This is a genomic window from Kiloniella laminariae DSM 19542, from assembly GCF_000374005.1.
Taxonomy (GTDB): Bacteria; Pseudomonadota; Alphaproteobacteria; order Kiloniellales; family Kiloniellaceae; genus Kiloniella; species Kiloniella laminariae.
In genome coordinates, this window is sequence record NZ_KB893134.1 from 17332 (window position 1) to 33523 (window position 16192).

15 protein-coding genes are annotated in these 16192 nt (G+C 51.3%); 7 read left to right on the forward strand and 8 right to left on the reverse strand.

Going from position 1 to position 16192, the window contains the following annotated elements; all coding sequences use genetic code 11:
- Nucleotides 1–38: 38 nt before the first annotated feature.
- The 6 genes from B152_RS21845 to B152_RS21855 form a co-directional block, all read right to left on the reverse strand.
- Nucleotides 39–1514: a heme biosynthesis protein HemY gene (locus B152_RS21845; protein WP_020590323.1), complete on the reverse strand. Its 1476-nt coding sequence runs from the start codon at nt 1512–1514 to the stop codon at nt 39–41.
- Entirely contained in the window at nt 1515–3194 is a 1680-nt protein-coding gene (locus B152_RS0100080; protein ID WP_020590324.1) for a carph-isopro domain-containing protein, read from the reverse strand.
- A gap of 82 nt (nt 3195–3276) precedes the next feature.
- Nucleotides 3277–3990, reverse strand: a complete 714-nt coding sequence (locus B152_RS21850; RefSeq protein ID WP_020590325.1) for a uroporphyrinogen-III synthase — start codon at nt 3988–3990, stop codon at nt 3277–3279.
- Nucleotides 3991–4021: 31 nt separating this feature from the next.
- Nucleotides 4022–4972 carry a hydroxymethylbilane synthase gene (gene hemC, locus B152_RS0100090; protein ID WP_026261137.1) on the reverse strand — a complete coding sequence of 317 codons (951 nt, stop codon included), beginning with the start codon at nt 4970–4972 and terminating at the stop codon, nt 4022–4024.
- Nucleotides 4973–5046: 74 nt separating this feature from the next.
- The gene (locus B152_RS0100095) at nt 5047–5910 is read right to left on the reverse strand and encodes a hypothetical protein (protein WP_020590327.1); all 864 of its coding nucleotides are present in this window, start codon (nt 5908–5910) and stop codon (nt 5047–5049) included.
- A 176-nt stretch (nt 5911–6086) separates the two neighbouring features.
- Nucleotides 6087–6944: a CE1 family esterase gene (locus tag B152_RS21855; RefSeq protein ID WP_157230757.1), complete on the reverse strand. Its 858-nt coding sequence runs from the start codon at nt 6942–6944 to the stop codon at nt 6087–6089.
- A gap of 216 nt (nt 6945–7160) precedes the next feature.
- On the opposite strand from B152_RS21855, the gene tsaD reads away from it, so the two are divergent.
- The 4 genes from tsaD to B152_RS0100120 all read left to right on the forward strand — a co-directional run bounded on the left by tsaD (nt 7161) and on the right by B152_RS0100120 (nt 10101).
- Nucleotides 7161–8228 (forward strand): tRNA (adenosine(37)-N6)-threonylcarbamoyltransferase complex transferase subunit TsaD, encoded by a 1068-nt coding sequence (tsaD, locus tag B152_RS0100105; protein WP_026261138.1) that lies wholly within the window; start codon nt 7161–7163, stop codon nt 8226–8228.
- Nucleotides 8228–9232, forward strand: a complete 1005-nt coding sequence (locus tag B152_RS0100110) for an NAD(P)H-dependent glycerol-3-phosphate dehydrogenase (protein ID WP_020590330.1) — start codon at nt 8228–8230, stop codon at nt 9230–9232. Before tsaD ends, B152_RS0100110 begins: the two co-directional genes overlap by 1 nt.
- 45 nt (nt 9233–9277) lie before the next feature.
- Entirely contained in the window at nt 9278–9559 is a 282-nt protein-coding gene (locus B152_RS0100115) for a YciI family protein (RefSeq protein WP_020590331.1), read from the forward strand.
- Nucleotides 9560–9681: 122 nt separating this feature from the next.
- The gene (locus tag B152_RS0100120) at nt 9682–10101 is read left to right on the forward strand and encodes an EVE domain-containing protein (protein WP_020590332.1); all 420 of its coding nucleotides are present in this window, start codon (nt 9682–9684) and stop codon (nt 10099–10101) included.
- Between the two features lie 54 nt (nt 10102–10155).
- Here the strand turns inward: B152_RS0100120 and B152_RS0100125 are convergent, their stop codons facing one another.
- A complete protein-coding gene (locus B152_RS0100125) occupies nt 10156–10626 on the reverse strand; it encodes an Hpt domain-containing protein (protein WP_020590333.1) in 471 nt (156 codons plus the stop codon).
- A gap of 319 nt (nt 10627–10945) precedes the next feature.
- Here B152_RS0100125 and B152_RS0100130 point away from each other — a divergent pair, with 319 nt between their 5' ends.
- Nucleotides 10946–12604, forward strand: coding sequence for a sensor domain-containing phosphodiesterase (locus tag B152_RS0100130; RefSeq protein ID WP_020590334.1), 1659 nt, complete (start codon nt 10946–10948; stop codon nt 12602–12604).
- A 226-nt stretch (nt 12605–12830) separates the two neighbouring features.
- Nucleotides 12831–14771: an acetate--CoA ligase gene (acs, locus tag B152_RS0100135; RefSeq protein WP_020590335.1), complete on the forward strand. Its 1941-nt coding sequence runs from the start codon at nt 12831–12833 to the stop codon at nt 14769–14771.
- A 73-nt stretch (nt 14772–14844) separates the two neighbouring features.
- On the opposite strand, the gene B152_RS0100140 is transcribed toward acs, so the two are convergent.
- Nucleotides 14845–15720: a LysR family transcriptional regulator gene (locus B152_RS0100140; RefSeq protein WP_020590336.1), complete on the reverse strand. Its 876-nt coding sequence runs from the start codon at nt 15718–15720 to the stop codon at nt 14845–14847.
- 108 nt (nt 15721–15828) lie between these two features.
- Here B152_RS0100140 and B152_RS0100145 point away from each other — a divergent pair, with 108 nt between their 5' ends.
- Nucleotides 15829–16146 carry a hypothetical protein gene (locus B152_RS0100145; protein WP_020590337.1) on the forward strand — a complete coding sequence of 106 codons (318 nt, stop codon included), beginning with the start codon at nt 15829–15831 and terminating at the stop codon, nt 16144–16146.
- Nucleotides 16147–16192 lie beyond the last annotated feature (46 nt).

The window sequence follows — 16192 nt, forward strand, 5'->3', positions numbered from 1 at the left end:
TAATGAGGAGCCCTTATCTTACTTAACAGTTTATCTATTCAGGCGCCGAGGTCCCGGGCCGCATCCTCAATTTCTGCTGCTGGAGCTTTAAGAGTTTTCTTCCCGCTTTCCTGCTCAAAAACCACGGGCAATTTTTTAACATCCGGTGTTTCATCAGCAACAACCGTACCCAAAGCAACCTGCTGCCCTGGAGATTGTGAGGAAATACCCTGACTCTTTACAAGAGTTGGTCGCTTCCAGGTCAGGCTGTCAAAACGGCCACAATCCCCGCAATGAGCTTGCCATTGATCAGCAATTGCCCCACAGGAATCACAGATCCAGTTGTGTGCAACCAGCGCTGTCTCTGCTTTTTCAAACCAGGTTGCCGCAGCTTTGCTATTGCCATGCTCTTCCTGTTCCAGCTGCCCCATAAGGCGGCAAACCAGCCGACTGGCACCTTTGTCTTCCTGTGCCAGCTTGAGGTGGCGTCGTGCCTCGCCCCAGAGTTTGGCCCGAAGGTTCGCTTCTGCCAGGGCAATATGACTTTCATAATGATCCGGATTTGAAGCAACCATTTGCCCCAGCCGCTTTACCCGTTCAACAGGGGTCTCTGAAGGCCACAGACTCATGTAGGTTCGGGCCAGCTCACGATGCGGTTGCTCTTTCCAGGCTTTGTTCAGGGTCTTGGCTGCTGCACGAATTTTTCCAGCCCGCGCATTCATTTCAGCCAGAAGAGTCACAGCGGGCACCAGATCCGGAGCAAGTTTGTAAGCTTCACGAGCCAGAACGAGTGCTTCATCATGACGCCCGTCATCCCGGGAGATCAAAGCCTGTTCAAGTTTGATAACCGCCCTTTTGCGGGCGGCTTCAGCCGAGGTCAGATTTTTGGTTTTTGCCCCATCTTTCAGCGCTTGATCCGCAATGGCAAAATCTCCTGATGCCTCGGACAGTTCAAAAAGGCTTTCCAGTACCCAAGGGGTTTTGGGGCTTATGGCATGAGCTTGCTTGGCCAACTCAAGCGCCAGAGACAGATCACCCCGGCGTTGAGCCTGGATCAACAGCCCCCGCAGACCAAGAAACCGGGTCTCACTACTTTCCAGCATAGCCGTAAAATAGTTAGTCGCGGCTTCTTCATCCCCTTGTAGCTGGGCAGATTGCGCTGAAAGCAGCATGGTCAGGGGCGGTTCGTCTGCCAGCAGGGCTTCTGCCTTTCGGGCCATCAATGTCGCTGTCTGGGCATCTCCCGCGGCCACGGCAACCATTCCCTGTGTCAGGGCCTGATAACCGCGCTTTTTCCGGTTGTCCTGACGTGCCTGTCCAAACAGGGCCGGTGCCTTGATCAAACCCCGCCATAAACGATAAAGATAGGCTGCCAGCATCGCGATAAAAACAACGCCCAGGAAGAGAATTCCGACCGAGGTTTCCAGCCGGTAACCAATCCATTCAATCTCGACAGTCCCGGGGCGATTGGCGATCCAGATAACAACAGCCAGAAGCAGCGCCAACTTGAGAAAGTAGAACAGGGTCCGTTTCATTTACTGAGCTCCCCCTGTGCCGCTGCCCTGCTCGGTAACCCCGATCAACAGCAAAGCCAGCTTGCCGCTCACTCTTTCACCTTCAAGACGATGTCCGGCCTGCAACAGCCAGTTTTCCATCCCGGAACGCGCCGCAGAGGTTAGCCCCTCCAGCTCACGTACAGCACCGGTCAAATCCCCTTCAAGCAGGTAATTTTCTGCCCGCGCCAGAACCGAAGCTGTCCCTTGCCCATCAAGCACATCGACCGGACGAATACTTATTACGTTAGAGATACGGCCAAGAGCCTTGTCAACCCAGGTTTGCCCTCCGGCGACCTTGTCAGCAGAAAGGGCAGATCTTGCTGCAGCAGGAAAATCTGCCCGTAATTCTGTCATGCTTGGTAGCCCTTCCGAAGCAAAGGAAGAAAGGGGAGTAACCAGATCCTGCAGGGTTGCATTCTCGCTTGAAACCGCCCGCACCAGATCAAGTTCACGGATAAAGGGTCCAGATCCGCGGAGAGCATCGCGCAGCTGCAGCACCGCCAGCGCCAGATAAACGTCGTTCGTTGCCGGTCCTGGACGCGCGCTTTGCCCCGCCCCCAGATTATTGAAGCGGGACGACAAAGCCTCGACCTCGGCTTGCAGAGCTTCCAGCCTGCTTGCCTGTAGCGGATCAAACGAAGCAATAGAACCACTGTTCCCCTGTCCTCCAGACTGCTCAAGCCTTTGTAGACGACTGCGGGTCTCGGTCAGTTCCTTACGCAGCGAATCCATAAGTCCGCGGTCCACATTCGCCGTGGTCACCACAACTCCGCCATCCGTCAAACTAGAGAGCTGGCGTTCCAGCTCGGACTGGGCAAGCTTGAGAGTACGGACCTGCTCGGACAAAGAAAGAAAGCGGTTCTCGTTAACACCCTGTCCCTGATCACTCAGGGCATGCTGTTCAAGCCCGACAATCCGCTCCTCCAAACCCTCCAGCGAAATCTGGTTTTCACTTGCCCCGATAACCGGCAGACGTTCGACGATAGGAAGCCAATATCCGCGCGTATAAACCACTGCCGCCAGAACCAAAGCACAGGTACCGACGCCAAAGAGAAAGGAGTTCATCCCCCCGTTGCGCCGTGGTGCGTGTGTTGACCCAGAGTTTTTTGTCTGGGAGACCGAATCTTCAAAGTCTATCTTTTTACCTGAGGGAAGATCATCTTTTGCTGTCTTGCCCACCACTTCGGGTTCCTTGCCGATTAAAGGTTTCCCACCAGAAACTGGCACAGATCCACCGTTTTTATTACTCTCAGAACCGCTCTGGGTTTCACCCGAACCTGTCACATTCTTAGCTGTCGGTTCTTTACCATCAGCTTTTTTCTCAGAAGTGGTACTGGTCTGATCTTCGGTTTCGTTATTCAACTGATCACTTTCCCTTACCCTGGCAACATCCAGTTTTACGTTCGCTTTAACAGCAGCTTGTAGGATCTCTTCATGGCGCGCCGCCGGTATGGAATCCCGTTCCTTCCAGCCCTGAACCGTGCTCACCGCAATCCCCAGACGATTGGCCAAAGGACGCAGTCCGCCAAAAGCAGTGATAATCTCCTGGGCAGGGCTTTCCCCGCTATTCGAGGTTTCTACGCCATCAGGCCCTTTCGGGTCTTTCCCTGATGTCTTGGTTTCCGGGGATGTGGGTTTATCACCCTGTTTGCTTGCCATTCCTGAACCTCTGTCGCGTCGAAAGGGTATTTCTCCCCAACTATGCGCCAGGCCAGACGGAAAATCCAGTACGTACGTACTCTCAGCTATTTTTCATAATCAGTTGTTTCATTGCATCCCCTGTCGGTTCCGCTGCTGTATAAATCTCTGCCTGATCAAATGCCCGCAAGGACTCTGATACAGCAGAACTCAGACAAAAAATGCGACAACCTGCCAAAGTCAAGTTTAGTCCAGATGCGGTTATAAGCTGTGAAAATATTTTTGAAGATCTGGGAGAATAAAAGCTTATCTCTTTGATATTATGGCTTTTAAACTGATTTATTGTCGTGGTCAGCAGTGCCCTGGACGCAGTAGCAGAATAGAGAATTTCGCGCTGATAATCAAAACCGGATCGTTCCAGATCTCCTTTGAGATCTCCTGCCAGTTCCGAGGCAGCGGGGTGAAATAACAGACCGGCATGCGGGTTCAGCTGCTTGCATACAAGGGTAGCCAGATTGGCTACATCGCCTTGAGCTGAAAATACTTTTCCGAATCCGGATTTCCTGGCCTCCGTCGCTGAAGCGTCTCCGACACAGTAAACCGGAACATCACGAGAGACCGGGTACTGTCTTAACGCACGTACACCATTGGCCGAGGTAATGACAAAAGCCTGTACGCCCGTAAAATCAATATCTTTATCAGGATAATACTCAATTTCAATCACCGGATCACACAAGACTGTACGCCCCATGGAACGAAGGTCGGAAACCAGGGGCTCACAATCAACTGTCGGCCGGGTAACAAGATGCAGAATCATCTTTCCCCCCTTTTACTGGACTATTGCAGTTTCAGGATTGCTGAGCTTCCAGTTCTTTAAAAAATGTCTCACCAGCCTGTGCTTTGAGATCCTGACCTGCAGAGCGCCCGAGTTCCTCGGCATCACAAAGTGCGCCACGTCTTTCTGCCCGGAAAATCTGGCTGCCATCTGTCGACGCCAAAAGGGTTCTCAGATAAAGCTGATCCCCTTCAATCTCGGCCAGCGCTGCAATTGGTGTTCGACAGGACCCATCAAGCTCTGCAAGACAGGCGCGTTCGGCCGAGATCCGCTGCATTGTCGGCAGGTGATGTATGGCATCTACATAAGCACGCACACGTGAATCGTCGCTGCGTATCTCGAGGCCAACAGCCCCCTGGGCAGGCGCAGGCAGCATCTCCTCAACAGAAAGCGCCGCGGTAATCAGTTCGGCCTGTTTCAGACGATTCAGTCCGGCGACGGCCAATAGCGTTGCATCGACCTGGCCTTCTTCGAGTTTGCGCAAACGGGTTTGTACAGATCCCCTGAAGGTGATCACCTCAAGATCGGGGCGGCGGGCCTTGATCTGTGCCTGGCGTCGGAGGGATGCAGTGCCGACTACAGCCCCCTGCGGCAAGGCATCCAGTGATGCGGCCTTGTTTGAGAACCAGGCGTCACGGGGATCTTCACGTTCAAGAACTGTCGATATCTCAAGTCCCTCTGGCAACCAGGTCGGAACATCTTTCATTGAGTGCACAGCAACATCAATGCTTTCGTCCTGCAAACCTTCTTCAATTTCCTTGGTAAAAAGCCCCTTACCGCCAATCGCCGAAAGCGCCCGGTCCTGAATCATGTCACCGGTGGTCTTGATCACCACAATCTCTATGGCGCCATCCTGTGCCAGTTCCACATGTGCCTCAGCCAGCAATCTCTTCACTTCGTTGGCCTGTGCCAGAGCAAGCGGGCTCCCCCGTGTTCCAAGTCGTAAAACAGGTAGATCAGTCATCAGTAACGCCATCATACTCAACTTTTATTCGAGTGTTATTCGGGCCCGGCTTTTCCGGATGATTCTGCTGCACTCTACCCGTTCAGGATGATTCCGACAATTCCCATCGCCAGAAACAGCGACGCGACCAAGCGACGCAGAACAGCCCCTTCCCTGAAATAAAGCCCCCCAATAAGCACCGAAATGGGGATAGAGGCCTGTCGTACTGTCGCAACAGCAGCGACATCAGCACCTTCGCTATAAACATAGAGGATTAAAAAGTAGGAACTGTAACAAATCGCTCCGATCATAAAGTAATGAAATGGACGGGAAATAAAGGCCTTAACAGTGCGCACCCCAACATTATCACGATCAATAAGCCAATACAGCAGACAGTAACTGGGGAAACAAAACAGGTTGACCCAAAAGTTGAGAACCGACGGTTCAAGCGCCTGCATGGCTGAAGCATCCGCCAGCGTATAGATTCCGGTCCCCAACAAAGACAAGAGCGCAAAACCCAATGTTACCGGATCATCGAATAGTCGGTGGCCCCGTCGGTACTGCAGCATAAAGGCAGCAAAGAGCACGAGAAGCACAAAAAGAATGACAAGAAGATCATAGGATTGACCCAAAACAAGAAAGTTAAAGGTAATCACAATCAACGGGGTCGAACGGATAATCGGATAATAGGCCGAAAGATCCCCTCTCCTGAGCACGGCGACCAGTCCACTGCCATAACACATCTGGCCAACCCAGGAAAAAATCACCAGATCCCAGGCTTCAAAGGCAGCCAACAGGTCAAACCCGGCCAAGAGGCTATGACCAAGAGAAATGCTGATCATACCCAAAGTCAGCGCCAGAAATCCAATTCTCTGATTTTCCCCCTTCTTGATCAGGGTATTCCAAAGCGGATGCAGACAGGCTGATAACAAAACCAGCGCAGCGATTGTAAGTCCCATAAAAAAATACCCGGGCAGGACTCGCAATCATGCCGGATTTCTCATCCGGGATTTACGTGTCACAAAAAAAGAACCAAACGCGTAATGTTGTATTCGGCTCTCCCATCAGCATCAACTGCTTTATCAAACCATTGGCAGATCAAAGAAGGTCAAAGAAGGTCAAAGAGCGATGCTTCTTATTGGACAGTTTGTTTTTCTGCCCATTCGATCCCCTGCGCCAACCACTCGGTTTTGAAGCTATGTCCTCCCTGATGAAGACAAAGCTCCAGAGTCTTCCCCGACTTGCAACCGCTCCAGATCCGGCAGTCCAGATCCTCTGCCATCTGTTCAACGACCTCATCGTTACAACCGTTCGCTTCTTGCCAGATACCGATACCCTCCCGCACATCACCCTGATACCAACGACTGCCGATCTGGCGCCCTTTCATCGGGACCACAGTATCTGCAAGGCCATGAATATGCCTCAGGTTAACTGCGGTTTGACAACTTGGGGGATGGGGACGCCAGAAAGATCCTGCAACGGGGAAAAAGGCGGTAAACTCCTCTCCCATATAGCAGGCAACATCCCAGGCCATTGATCCTCCTTGCGAAAAACCACTCGCCCATATCCGTTTATCGTCAACACGCCAACTGGAGCGCACATCGCGCAGTATCTCCTGGGTAAAGGCAATCTCATCCCTCTTTTCACTCGGTGCACCCACGTTGGACCAGCTCTGATCCAGTCCGTCAGGCACGACCAGCAAGACGCCTTTGCGCGAAGCCAGATCACGAAGGTTTTTATCATTGATAATATTCCGGGCTGACTGCCCATAACCGTGGTAATAAAACAGTATAGGCAACGCTTTGTTCTCAGGGATGTTTTTAGGCGCAGCAACAAGATAGGCACCCCCTGCCACCCGCCCGGAAAAGACGCGAGCGTTTGCCGTTTCCCCCGCCTGTGAAGCCGTCGCGACCAGCAGCCCCAGTACAAAAACGCCGATGACTGCATATATTTCAAGATTTTTCATACTACCCGGCAATAACCAGTTTCTCATCTCCCCATACTCCTGCATTCATCTTTCCTGTAAAAACAACTTTTGGTTATCACCAGAGAACGACGCTTTATCCAGCTTGGCGCCATTGCTAAGACAGAAAACAAAAGGGAATACCTTGCCGACGGGCGGCAGATAGTATTTTCTGAACCTGTTAACAAATCAGGTGTCTCTGGATTTCAGAACACGATTCACTATCCACTAGAACTTATGGAAACGATGAAGGTACTTGGTATCGAAACCAGCTGCGATGAGACAGCCGCAGCAATTGTCGACAGCGATCACAATATTCTGGCGAACAGGGTGCTTTCCCAGCTTGAAGAACATGAACCCTATGGGGGCGTGGTACCGGAAATCGCAGCCCGCAGTCACATGGATCATCTCGACCGGTTGATCCGGGAAGCGCTCGATGAGGCCAAACTTGGTTTCGAAGACCTCGACGGGATTGCCGCAACCGCAGGCCCAGGTTTGATCGGCGGTGTTTTCGTGGGAGTCATGACGGCAAAAGCAATTGCCGCTGCCCGAAAGTTACCGTTTTTGGCTGTAAACCACCTGGAAGGCCACGCCCTGACAGCCCGCTTGACCGAAGGAGAAGCCGCGGCTTTTCCCTATCTTCTGCTGTTGGTATCAGGCGGCCACTGCCAGCTGCTCGCCGTGGAGGATGTCGGTTGTTACAGTAGGCTTGGCGGTACTATTGACGATGCCGTCGGCGAAGCTTTTGACAAGACAGCAAAAATGATGGGCCTTCCCTATCCCGGCGGACCTTTGATGGAACAGATTGCCAAGTCAGGAGATGCAACCCGTTTTGATCTCCCTCGTCCAATGAAAGGGCGGCCAGGCTGTGATTTTTCCTTTTCCGGACTGAAGACTGCAGTGCGCAAAAAAATTCTCGAACTGGCTGGTGCAGATGGCGCAGTCTCCAATCTTACAGATCAGGATAGATCAGACCTCGCAGCCTCTTTCCAGGCTGCCGTTGGCGATGTTCTGATTGACCGCTGTGCTCATGCAATGGATTTTTTCGCAGCCAGATACGGTCGCCCTGGACCCCTGGTTGTTGCGGGCGGTGTCGCGGCAAATCTCGCCTTGCGCAGCCGTCTTACCGAGCTAACAGACCAGCGACAAACCCGCCTCCTCGCCCCTCCGGTAAAACTTTGTACAGACAACGGAGTCATGATTGCCTGGGCCGGACTTGAACGGCTGCGGCTGGGTCTGACGGACTCGCTTGATTTTGCTCCCCGACCCCGCTGGCCACTGGACCAGCTCACGGGTGTAAAGGATCGCACCTGATGCCTGACACACACCTTGCTTCTGTTGGCGTTATAGGTTCCGGTGCCTGGGGAACTGCTCTGGCTGCCGTTGCCGCAAATGCAGGCAACAAAGTGACCATTTGGTCAAGAAATCCCCTAGTTGTCGATGATATCAACAACCAGCATGAAAACAGTCTCTATCTCAAAGGTGCCGCGCTTGATCCCGCCATTCGCGCCAGCACGAACGCCGAAGATCTAAAAAATGCCGATCTGTTGCTACTGGTTACCCCTTCCCAGCATCTCCGCTCTGTTATTACCCCGATCAAGTCGTTAATTGGTCCGGATGTTCCTTTGGTACTCTGTGCCAAGGGTGTCGAGATCAGCAGCGGCCTGCTTATGACCGAGATGCTCCAAGAAATACTTCCCGGGAACCCTCTCGCCGTACTTTCAGGTCCAACCTTTGCCATCGAAGTCGCCCGCGACCTGCCGACAGCTGTTACCCTGGCCTGTGCAGATGCTGTTCTGGGGCAAAAGCTGGCCAGCACGCTCGGCAGCCGGGCTTTCAGAATCTATCATTCCACCGATCCGGTTGGCGCCGAGATTGGCGGGGCCGTCAAGAACGTTATCGCCATCGCCTGCGGCATCGTTGATGGCCGACAGTTGGGGGATAACGCCCGTGCCGCCCTTATCACCAGGGGTCTGTCTGAAATCGTGCAGCTTGGCCTTGCCAAGGGAGCCCGCCGGGAAACCCTGATGGGACTGGCAGGTATGGGCGATCTGACCCTGACCTGCACAGCAACACAATCGCGCAACTATGCCTTGGGCAAGGCTTTGGGCAGTGGCGAAAAGCTGGCAGACTATCTCAAAGGGCGCATTACCGTGGCAGAGGGTCTTGGCTCAAGCAAATCCGTTTCGGCCCTTGCCCGAAAACTCCAGATCGACATGCCAATCTGCAATGCCATCTGTGACGTCCTCCATCACCAGGTCGACATCGATCAGACCATCGCCGATCTGCTTGCCCGTCCGCAAAAAGCAGAATTCTAACCCTTGATTGCCAAAACAGGTGATTGCCACAACAGGAAAATACCAATGAAATTTATCTTTTCTTGCGTTGATAAAAAAGACCATGCCCACGTCCGTGCTGAAAACCGCCCGGCTCATCTCGAATACCTGGGCAAGTTCATGGATCGGGTCGTTGTTGCCGGCCCAACCCTTGGCGCAGATGGGGAAAGCATGACCGGAAGCTTGCTGATCCTGGAGTTTGACGACGCTACCGCTGCGCAGGAATTTGCCGAGAACGATCCTTACAAGCTGGCAGGACTGTTTGCACAGGTCACCATTACCCCCTGGAAACAGGTTTTGCCTAAATAGATCGTAACAACTCCCGATTTCCTTCCAGTCAGCCCGTGACAGAGCAGGAGCGATAGACAACAAAGTTGTCATAACGATCCCCGATGTTATGCTGGCGCTGGTTGGAAACAGGGAGAGGCTTTATGGCATACTGGCTGATCAAAACCGAACCAGGCAGCTGGTCCTGGCAGGACCAGGTCGAAAAAGGAAACGAGCACTGGAACGGCGTGCGCAACTACCAGGCTTCAAATTACATGAAGGCCATGAAGGTGGGGGATCGCGCCTTTTTTTATCACTCCGTGAAGGAGAAAAGCATCGTAGGAATCGTTGAAATTTCCCGCGAATACTATCCGGATCATACAGATGAGAGCGGCCGTTTTGGCATGGTCGATGTTCGGACTGTCAAAGCCCTGAACAGACCAGTAAGCCTTGCAGAAATCAAAGAAGAAAAAGACCTTCAGGAAATGGCTTTGTTAAAACAGTCCCGGCTTTCGGTAATGCCTGTTACCAAAGCTGAATGGCAGACCATTTGCAAAATAGGGCAGACATCACCGGAAGTATAGCCAAATACTCCGGGAATACCTAAATCCATCCGAGGGAAAAAATACCGAATATTTCTATTTTTTCCCGCCTTCGGACAAAACCTTTTCAACAGCCTGGTTCAGAGCAGATGTCAAGCTCTTGCCAACAGCACCACCACTGCCTTTAATTCTCTGCGAGATGATGATCCGCATGGCATCAACATGCGCTTCAATCAAATCCAGCCGCTGACAGGCCGCAACCATATCTTTCTGGATCAGTTTACACAGGGATTTACCTGTTTCCGTCAGCAGGGGAAAGTTAAAGGTCCCCGCCTGACCTTTGATGTCATGGCTGATCCCCTGTATTTCATCAATCAGGGCTTCCGGAGCCGGACTGCTTTCGCGGGCCTTTTCCAACAACTTCGAGATTTTCTCCACATCTTCGGCAACCCAGACCTCGTATTCCTGCTCCATTCCCTGCAGAGCAGATTCGGCTGAAGCCACAATATCTTCGAGATCAGGCCCCCCCCGTGTCGGTACTTTGGATTTGAGATTGTTCGTCGGCATATGCACGTTCGCTTCCACTTATCGACACTTGATCAACGTCCTTGGCCTATCATAACACATTTGGAACCAAGAAGGCTTTCCTGCAGTTTAAAGCAAAATTCTTAACCAAGTAACAACAGGAGAAAACAGAATAAGCTGTTAATTTTAAATATAAAAAATAGGAAATACTCGGATTTGTTTCTTTTGAATTTCATTTATTTTCTATTAACTCCTGCTCTCTAGAATAGGACTTTGAGTAATGATCCCTGTGCCTGCATTTGTTATCTCCAGATATGCCCCAAGGTAACAGCATGGATCAGTGAAGCCAGTCGGAGCATCCATGAGTGAAAACGAGGTAATCGCTTCTCTACGCCAGGCCCGTGACCGTTTCCTGGCTTTTGCTTTCTGCCGCGCAGATTTGCTGATTGAACTTTCCGATACCCACAAAATTGTCTTTATCAGCGGGGCGACCCAGAGTCTCTTTGGTCGCACAGTAGACGAATTGACAGGCATGTCATTATTTGACCTCGTTGTTCGCCAGGAACTTCCTGTGCTAGAGCAGCTGCTCAATGGCATGATTGGTGGAAACCGTCCCGATCCCATAAATATCCGTTTTGTTAAAAAATCAGAAGGTCCGCGGGACCTTTCAATCACTGGATATTATGTCGAAGATCTGGAAAAGCACTTTTTTCTGTCCTGCAAAATTCCTTCCCCTCATGCGATAGAAGCCCCACAGGTTCACGACAGAATCAGTTTTGGCCAAGCTGTGATTGAGCATCAGAAAAGCAATCCAGAAGACAAACTGACCTTTATCGAGCTGGAAAATTATGATGAATTTGCCAAACGTTTAACCAAAGAAACCAGATCCGAGCTTAGCGAAACCATTAACAGTTATCTTCGCGCCAGCTCTTCAGAAGCCAACTCGGCAGCGTCTTTTGGCAATGGACGCTATGGATTGATCAGTCGCCCGGATCTGGACATCGAGCACCTCAGCAACGAAATCACCCGTCAGGTTCAAGCCGCAGATCCCGCAGGGGTTGGTCTCAAAATTGAAAAAGCCAGCATCGCCCTTGCAGACAGCGGTATTTCTGGCGGGAATGCCGCCCAGGCTTTAAGCTTTATGATCCAGCAATTTGCCCAGGACCATAATCAGGCTTTTAGTCTGGAAGAGCTGGCTCATTCCTTGCCAGAGATTCTCGTCCGGATACAAAAGACCGCAACACGGATCAAGAACGTGATCAATGGTGCTGATTTCATGATTGTTTTCCAGCCAATTATTGATCTGAAGACTCGTGCAATTCACCACTACGAAGTTCTCGCACGTATTAATGACGAAACAGGATCCCCCCAGGATTTCATCAGATCTGCCGAAGATCTTAACCTGATCAAGGGGTTTGATCTTGCTGTCTGCCGTAAAGCAATCAAGTGGCTGGAAAATAACCCAAGTAAAAATTTCAGACGACAGCTGGCCGTCAACCTTTCTGCCGCCTCCATCGGAGAACAGGATTTCATTGAAAAGCTGATCCCGATGCTTGCGCCCTTCAAAGATACCCCTGAAAAACTATTATTCGAAATTACGGAATCCACCAAGATTCCCGACCCGATACTGGCCAATCAATCCATGCAGACCTTGCGCAAGCTCGGCCATAAGGTCTGCCTGGATGATTTTGGTGTTGGCGAGGCTTCCTTGCAATATCTTCGAATGTTCCAGATTGATGTTCTCAAAATTGACGGCAGTTATGTCAGGGAAGCCTTGGATGATACGACTTCGACTCACATCCTTTCCTCCATTGCGGACCTTTGTAAAAAGCTGAATATCAGAACTGTTGCGGAAATGGTCGAGGATGAAGCCACAACCAACATGCTGATTGACTGTTCTATCGATTTGGGACAGGGCTATTACTTTGGCCGTCCCTGTAATGACATAACGATATTTGAAGAGCCGGATAAACCAAAAGTCGTTGTTCGCCGCGGCCAGAGCTCAGAAACATGGTCCTGAGACATTAAACTCATATCACCTGGCCAAATTTCAAAATATTTCAGAACCTTAGAATAAAGATATTGCTGCATTGCGGTATAATTTTTCATTATCAGACCAATAACTTATCGAAAATTTCCAGATAGATCTTGAGAAAGCATCTTTTTGCGTAAATAATCCCTGCGAAGAAAAACTCGCCGCTCAAAGAAGTGGCGCAACAATAAATAAAAATAAGGGAGACCGAAGCATGTCGGACGCCACTGTTTTCCCAGTCCCGGAAAATCTTGCGGAAAAAGCCTGGGTAGATGAATCTCGTTACCTTCAAATGTATCAACAATCCATTGAGGACCCTGAAGCTTTCTGGGCCAAACATGGCAAAAGAATACACTGGTTCAAACCCTTTACCAAAGTTAAGGATATCAACTTTGGACCCGGTGATGTTCATATCCGCTGGTATGAAGACGGTACCACCAACGTCTGTTACAACTGTATCGATCGCCATCTGCCCACGAAAAAAGATGATACCGCCATCATCTGGGAAGGCGATGATCCCAGTGAACATGAATATATCACTTATGGTCAGCTCTATGATCACGTTTGCCGTTTTGCCAATGCGTTAAAGGCGCGTGGCGTAAAGAAGGGGGACCGGGTCACCATCTACATGCCGATGATCCCTGAAGCCACCTATGCCATGCTTGCCTGCGCCAGAATTGGTGCTGTGCACTCAATTGTTTTTGGTGGATTTTCTCCCGATGCTCTCGCAGGGCGTGTTCAGGGCTGTAAATCAAACTGTGTCATCACAGCTGACGAAGGACTTCGTGGCGGGAAAAGTATTCCACTGAAAGCCAACGTGGACAAGGCGCTTGAAAGCTGCCCTGATGTCGACACGGTATTTGTTGTCAAACGCACCGGCGGCAAGATCAGCTGGACTGACAAGCGGGACGTCTGGTGGCATGAAGCCTGCGAAGCTGCTGACAACAGCTGCCCGGCAGAAGAGATGAATGCCGAAGATCCTCTGTTCATTCTCTACACCTCCGGTTCGACGGGCCAACCGAAAGGCGTCTTGCACACCACGGGCGGTTATCTCGTTTATGCTTCAATGACCCACAAATATGTCTTCGACTATCACGACGGCGATATATACTGGTGTACTGCCGATGTGGGCTGGATTACCGGACACAGCTATATCGTTTATGGTCCATTGACCAACGGGGCGACCACACTTGTTTTTGAAGGTGTCCCCAACTACCCCAGCGCCTCGCGGTTCTGGGAAGTATGTGACAAGCACAAGGTCAATATCTTCTATACCGCCCCAACCGCTATCCGTGCTCTGATGCGTGAAGGCCTTGCTGCAGTGAAGAAAACCTCCCGTTCCTCCCTGCGTTTGCTGGGGTCGGTTGGCGAACCGATCAACCCCGAAGCCTGGATGTGGTATCATGAAGTTGTTGGCGAAGGACGCTGTCCAATCGTAGATACCTGGTGGCAGACCGAGACAGGTGGAATTCTGATCACACCGCTGCCAGGGGCAACGCCGCTCAAACCGGGATCCGCTACACGCCCCTTCTTTGGTGTAAAGCCATTACTGGTTGATAATGAGGGTAACACGCTAGATGGCGCGACAGAGGGGAACCTCTGCATCTCCGACTCATGGCCCGGCCAGATGCGGTCAGTCTATGGCGATCACGAACGTTTCATCCAGACCTACTTCTCGACTTACAAAGGCCTTTACTTCACCGGGGATGGCTGTCGCCGCGATGAAGACGGCTATTACTGGATTACCGGACGTGTAGATGATGTGATCAATGTCTCCGGCCACCGCATGGGAACCGCTGAGGTTGAATCCGCTCTTGTCGCTCACCCCAAGGTCGCCGAAGCCGCTGTCGTTGGCTATCCCCACGATATCAAGGGCCAGGGGATTTACACCTACGTCACCCTCAATCTTGGAGAAGAACCCAGCGATGAGCTGCGCAAGGAGCTTGTGACCTGGGTACGCAAGGAAATAGGACCAATCGCAACGCCAGATCTGTTGCAGTGGGCTCCCGGCCTGCCCAAAACCCGTTCTGGTAAAATCATGCGTCGTATCCTGCGCAAGATTGCCGAGAATGACTACGGCAGCCTTGGCGATACCTCGACACTTGCTGATCCAAGTGTAGTTGACGATCTCATCGAAAACCGCATGAACAGATAGACTACAAAACAGAAAAGAGGCAAAGCAGCATCAGTCCGCTTTGCCTCTTTTACTTTTCTATCCAAATCTTAAATCAATTCCATTTCTGCTTCAGGAAATCCAGAAAAACCCTGAGCTTTAGCGGTACGTAATCCAGCTGCTGGTAATAGGCCCACATCTCGAAGGGGGCGCTGGAAAGCTCCTGCAGGACAGGGGCCAATTCTCCTCGCGCCAACTCCTTTTCGATAATTAGGGCCGGGATATAGGCAATCCCCTGACCATCGACCGCAGCGGCAATAATAGCGTCAGTATTGTCACTTCTCAGTTTCCCTTCGACCATCACTGGAGCATGCCCCGGAAACTGCCACTCCGTTCTCCCTTTCCCCACCCCATAACAGAGGCATTGATGTGCAGACAGATCTGAAAGGAGTCCGGGCTCTCCCCGCTCAGCCAGATAGCTTGGAGCAGCAAAAAGGAAATTATGATATCGGCATATCCGCGCACCGACAAACGCCCCCGAATCAAAGCCAGATATCCAACGTGCCAAGGATACATCAACCTGAGACAGGGGCAGCTTGTCATAATTGACAGCCTGCAGTTCGGTTTCAATATCTGGATAACGGCGCATAAACTCACCGATAGCAGGTACCAAAAACCGGTTTAAGAGAGGTGCCGGAGCCGCAATTGTCAATTTCCCACGCGGGGTCTGCCCAAGACTGGCTGTCTCTTCCAGCAGGGTTTGCCATTCTCCTCCCAGAAACCGCATCCTGTTGTAAAAATGCTCCCCGGCTTCTGTTAGTGAAATCCGGCGTGTGGTTCGTCGCAACAGCTGAACTCCGAGCAGGTTCTCAAGTTCGGCAAGCCGCTTACTGACCACTGAAGGGCTGACATGCAACGCCCTCGCAGCTCCTGCCATGGTTCCCTGCTCCACAACCAACCGAAGCATCAGACCACGATCAAAATCATCCATATTATTTCCATTACAAGAACATTCACTTCGAAAATACAGCAATTGTTTTCATTTTATCCAGCAATAAAGTGGTATCTGCTTTAAACAATATCGAACAAGGAAGTTGAAATGTATGTAATTGAAACTGTCAGCTGGAACGCAAAGCCGGGTGTAATGGATCAACAAATGATCAAAGCTGTCGGTGTAATGGTCCCGGATTTGGTGCAGTTACCAGGCTTCCTGCACCAAAGTCTGGTCAAAACGTCACAGGGAAAATGGATTGGCATTTACTATTGGGATACCGAAGCCAATGCTCATGCCTCCAATGATCTCATGGCAGGCAAGGCCTCTCTGAAACAGCTCGTTTCCCTCACTGAGATGGAGAGCCTCGCAATAGAAGTCATGACACCGCTTCAGGAATCCACGCCCCTCATAATCACAGGATAACCCGTAGAGAAGAGGAAGGGCTTAGGGGCCTACTCCACCTGTGTTA

Excerpts from the sequence above, each read along its gene's own strand:
- B152_RS21845 (WP_020590323.1), bottom strand. The coding sequence starts at position 1,514 with ATGAAACGGACCCTGTTCTACTTTCTCAAGTTGGCGCTGCTTCTGGCT.
- B152_RS0100080 (WP_020590324.1), bottom strand. The coding sequence starts at position 3,194 with ATGGCAAGCAAACAGGGTGATAAACCCACATCCCCGGAAACCAAGACA.
- B152_RS21850 (WP_020590325.1), bottom strand. The coding sequence starts at position 3,990 with ATGATTCTGCATCTTGTTACCCGGCCGACAGTTGATTGTGAGCCCCTG.
- hemC (WP_026261137.1), bottom strand. The coding sequence starts at position 4,972 with ATGACTGATCTACCTGTTTTACGACTTGGAACACGGGGGAGCCCGCTT.
- B152_RS0100095 (WP_020590327.1), bottom strand. The coding sequence starts at position 5,910 with ATGGGACTTACAATCGCTGCGCTGGTTTTGTTATCAGCCTGTCTGCAT.
- B152_RS21855 (WP_157230757.1), bottom strand. The coding sequence starts at position 6,944 with ATGAGAAACTGGTTATTGCCGGGTAGTATGAAAAATCTTGAAATATAT.
- tsaD (WP_026261138.1), top strand. The coding sequence starts at position 7,161 with ATGAAGGTACTTGGTATCGAAACCAGCTGCGATGAGACAGCCGCAGCA.
- B152_RS0100110 (WP_020590330.1), top strand. The coding sequence starts at position 8,228 with ATGCCTGACACACACCTTGCTTCTGTTGGCGTTATAGGTTCCGGTGCC.
- B152_RS0100115 (WP_020590331.1), top strand. The coding sequence starts at position 9,278 with ATGAAATTTATCTTTTCTTGCGTTGATAAAAAAGACCATGCCCACGTC.
- B152_RS0100120 (WP_020590332.1), top strand. The coding sequence starts at position 9,682 with ATGGCATACTGGCTGATCAAAACCGAACCAGGCAGCTGGTCCTGGCAG.
- B152_RS0100125 (WP_020590333.1), bottom strand. The coding sequence starts at position 10,626 with ATGCCGACGAACAATCTCAAATCCAAAGTACCGACACGGGGGGGGCCT.
- B152_RS0100130 (WP_020590334.1), top strand. The coding sequence starts at position 10,946 with ATGAGTGAAAACGAGGTAATCGCTTCTCTACGCCAGGCCCGTGACCGT.
- acs (WP_020590335.1), top strand. The coding sequence starts at position 12,831 with ATGTCGGACGCCACTGTTTTCCCAGTCCCGGAAAATCTTGCGGAAAAA.
- B152_RS0100140 (WP_020590336.1), bottom strand. The coding sequence starts at position 15,720 with ATGGATGATTTTGATCGTGGTCTGATGCTTCGGTTGGTTGTGGAGCAG.
- B152_RS0100145 (WP_020590337.1), top strand. The coding sequence starts at position 15,829 with ATGTATGTAATTGAAACTGTCAGCTGGAACGCAAAGCCGGGTGTAATG.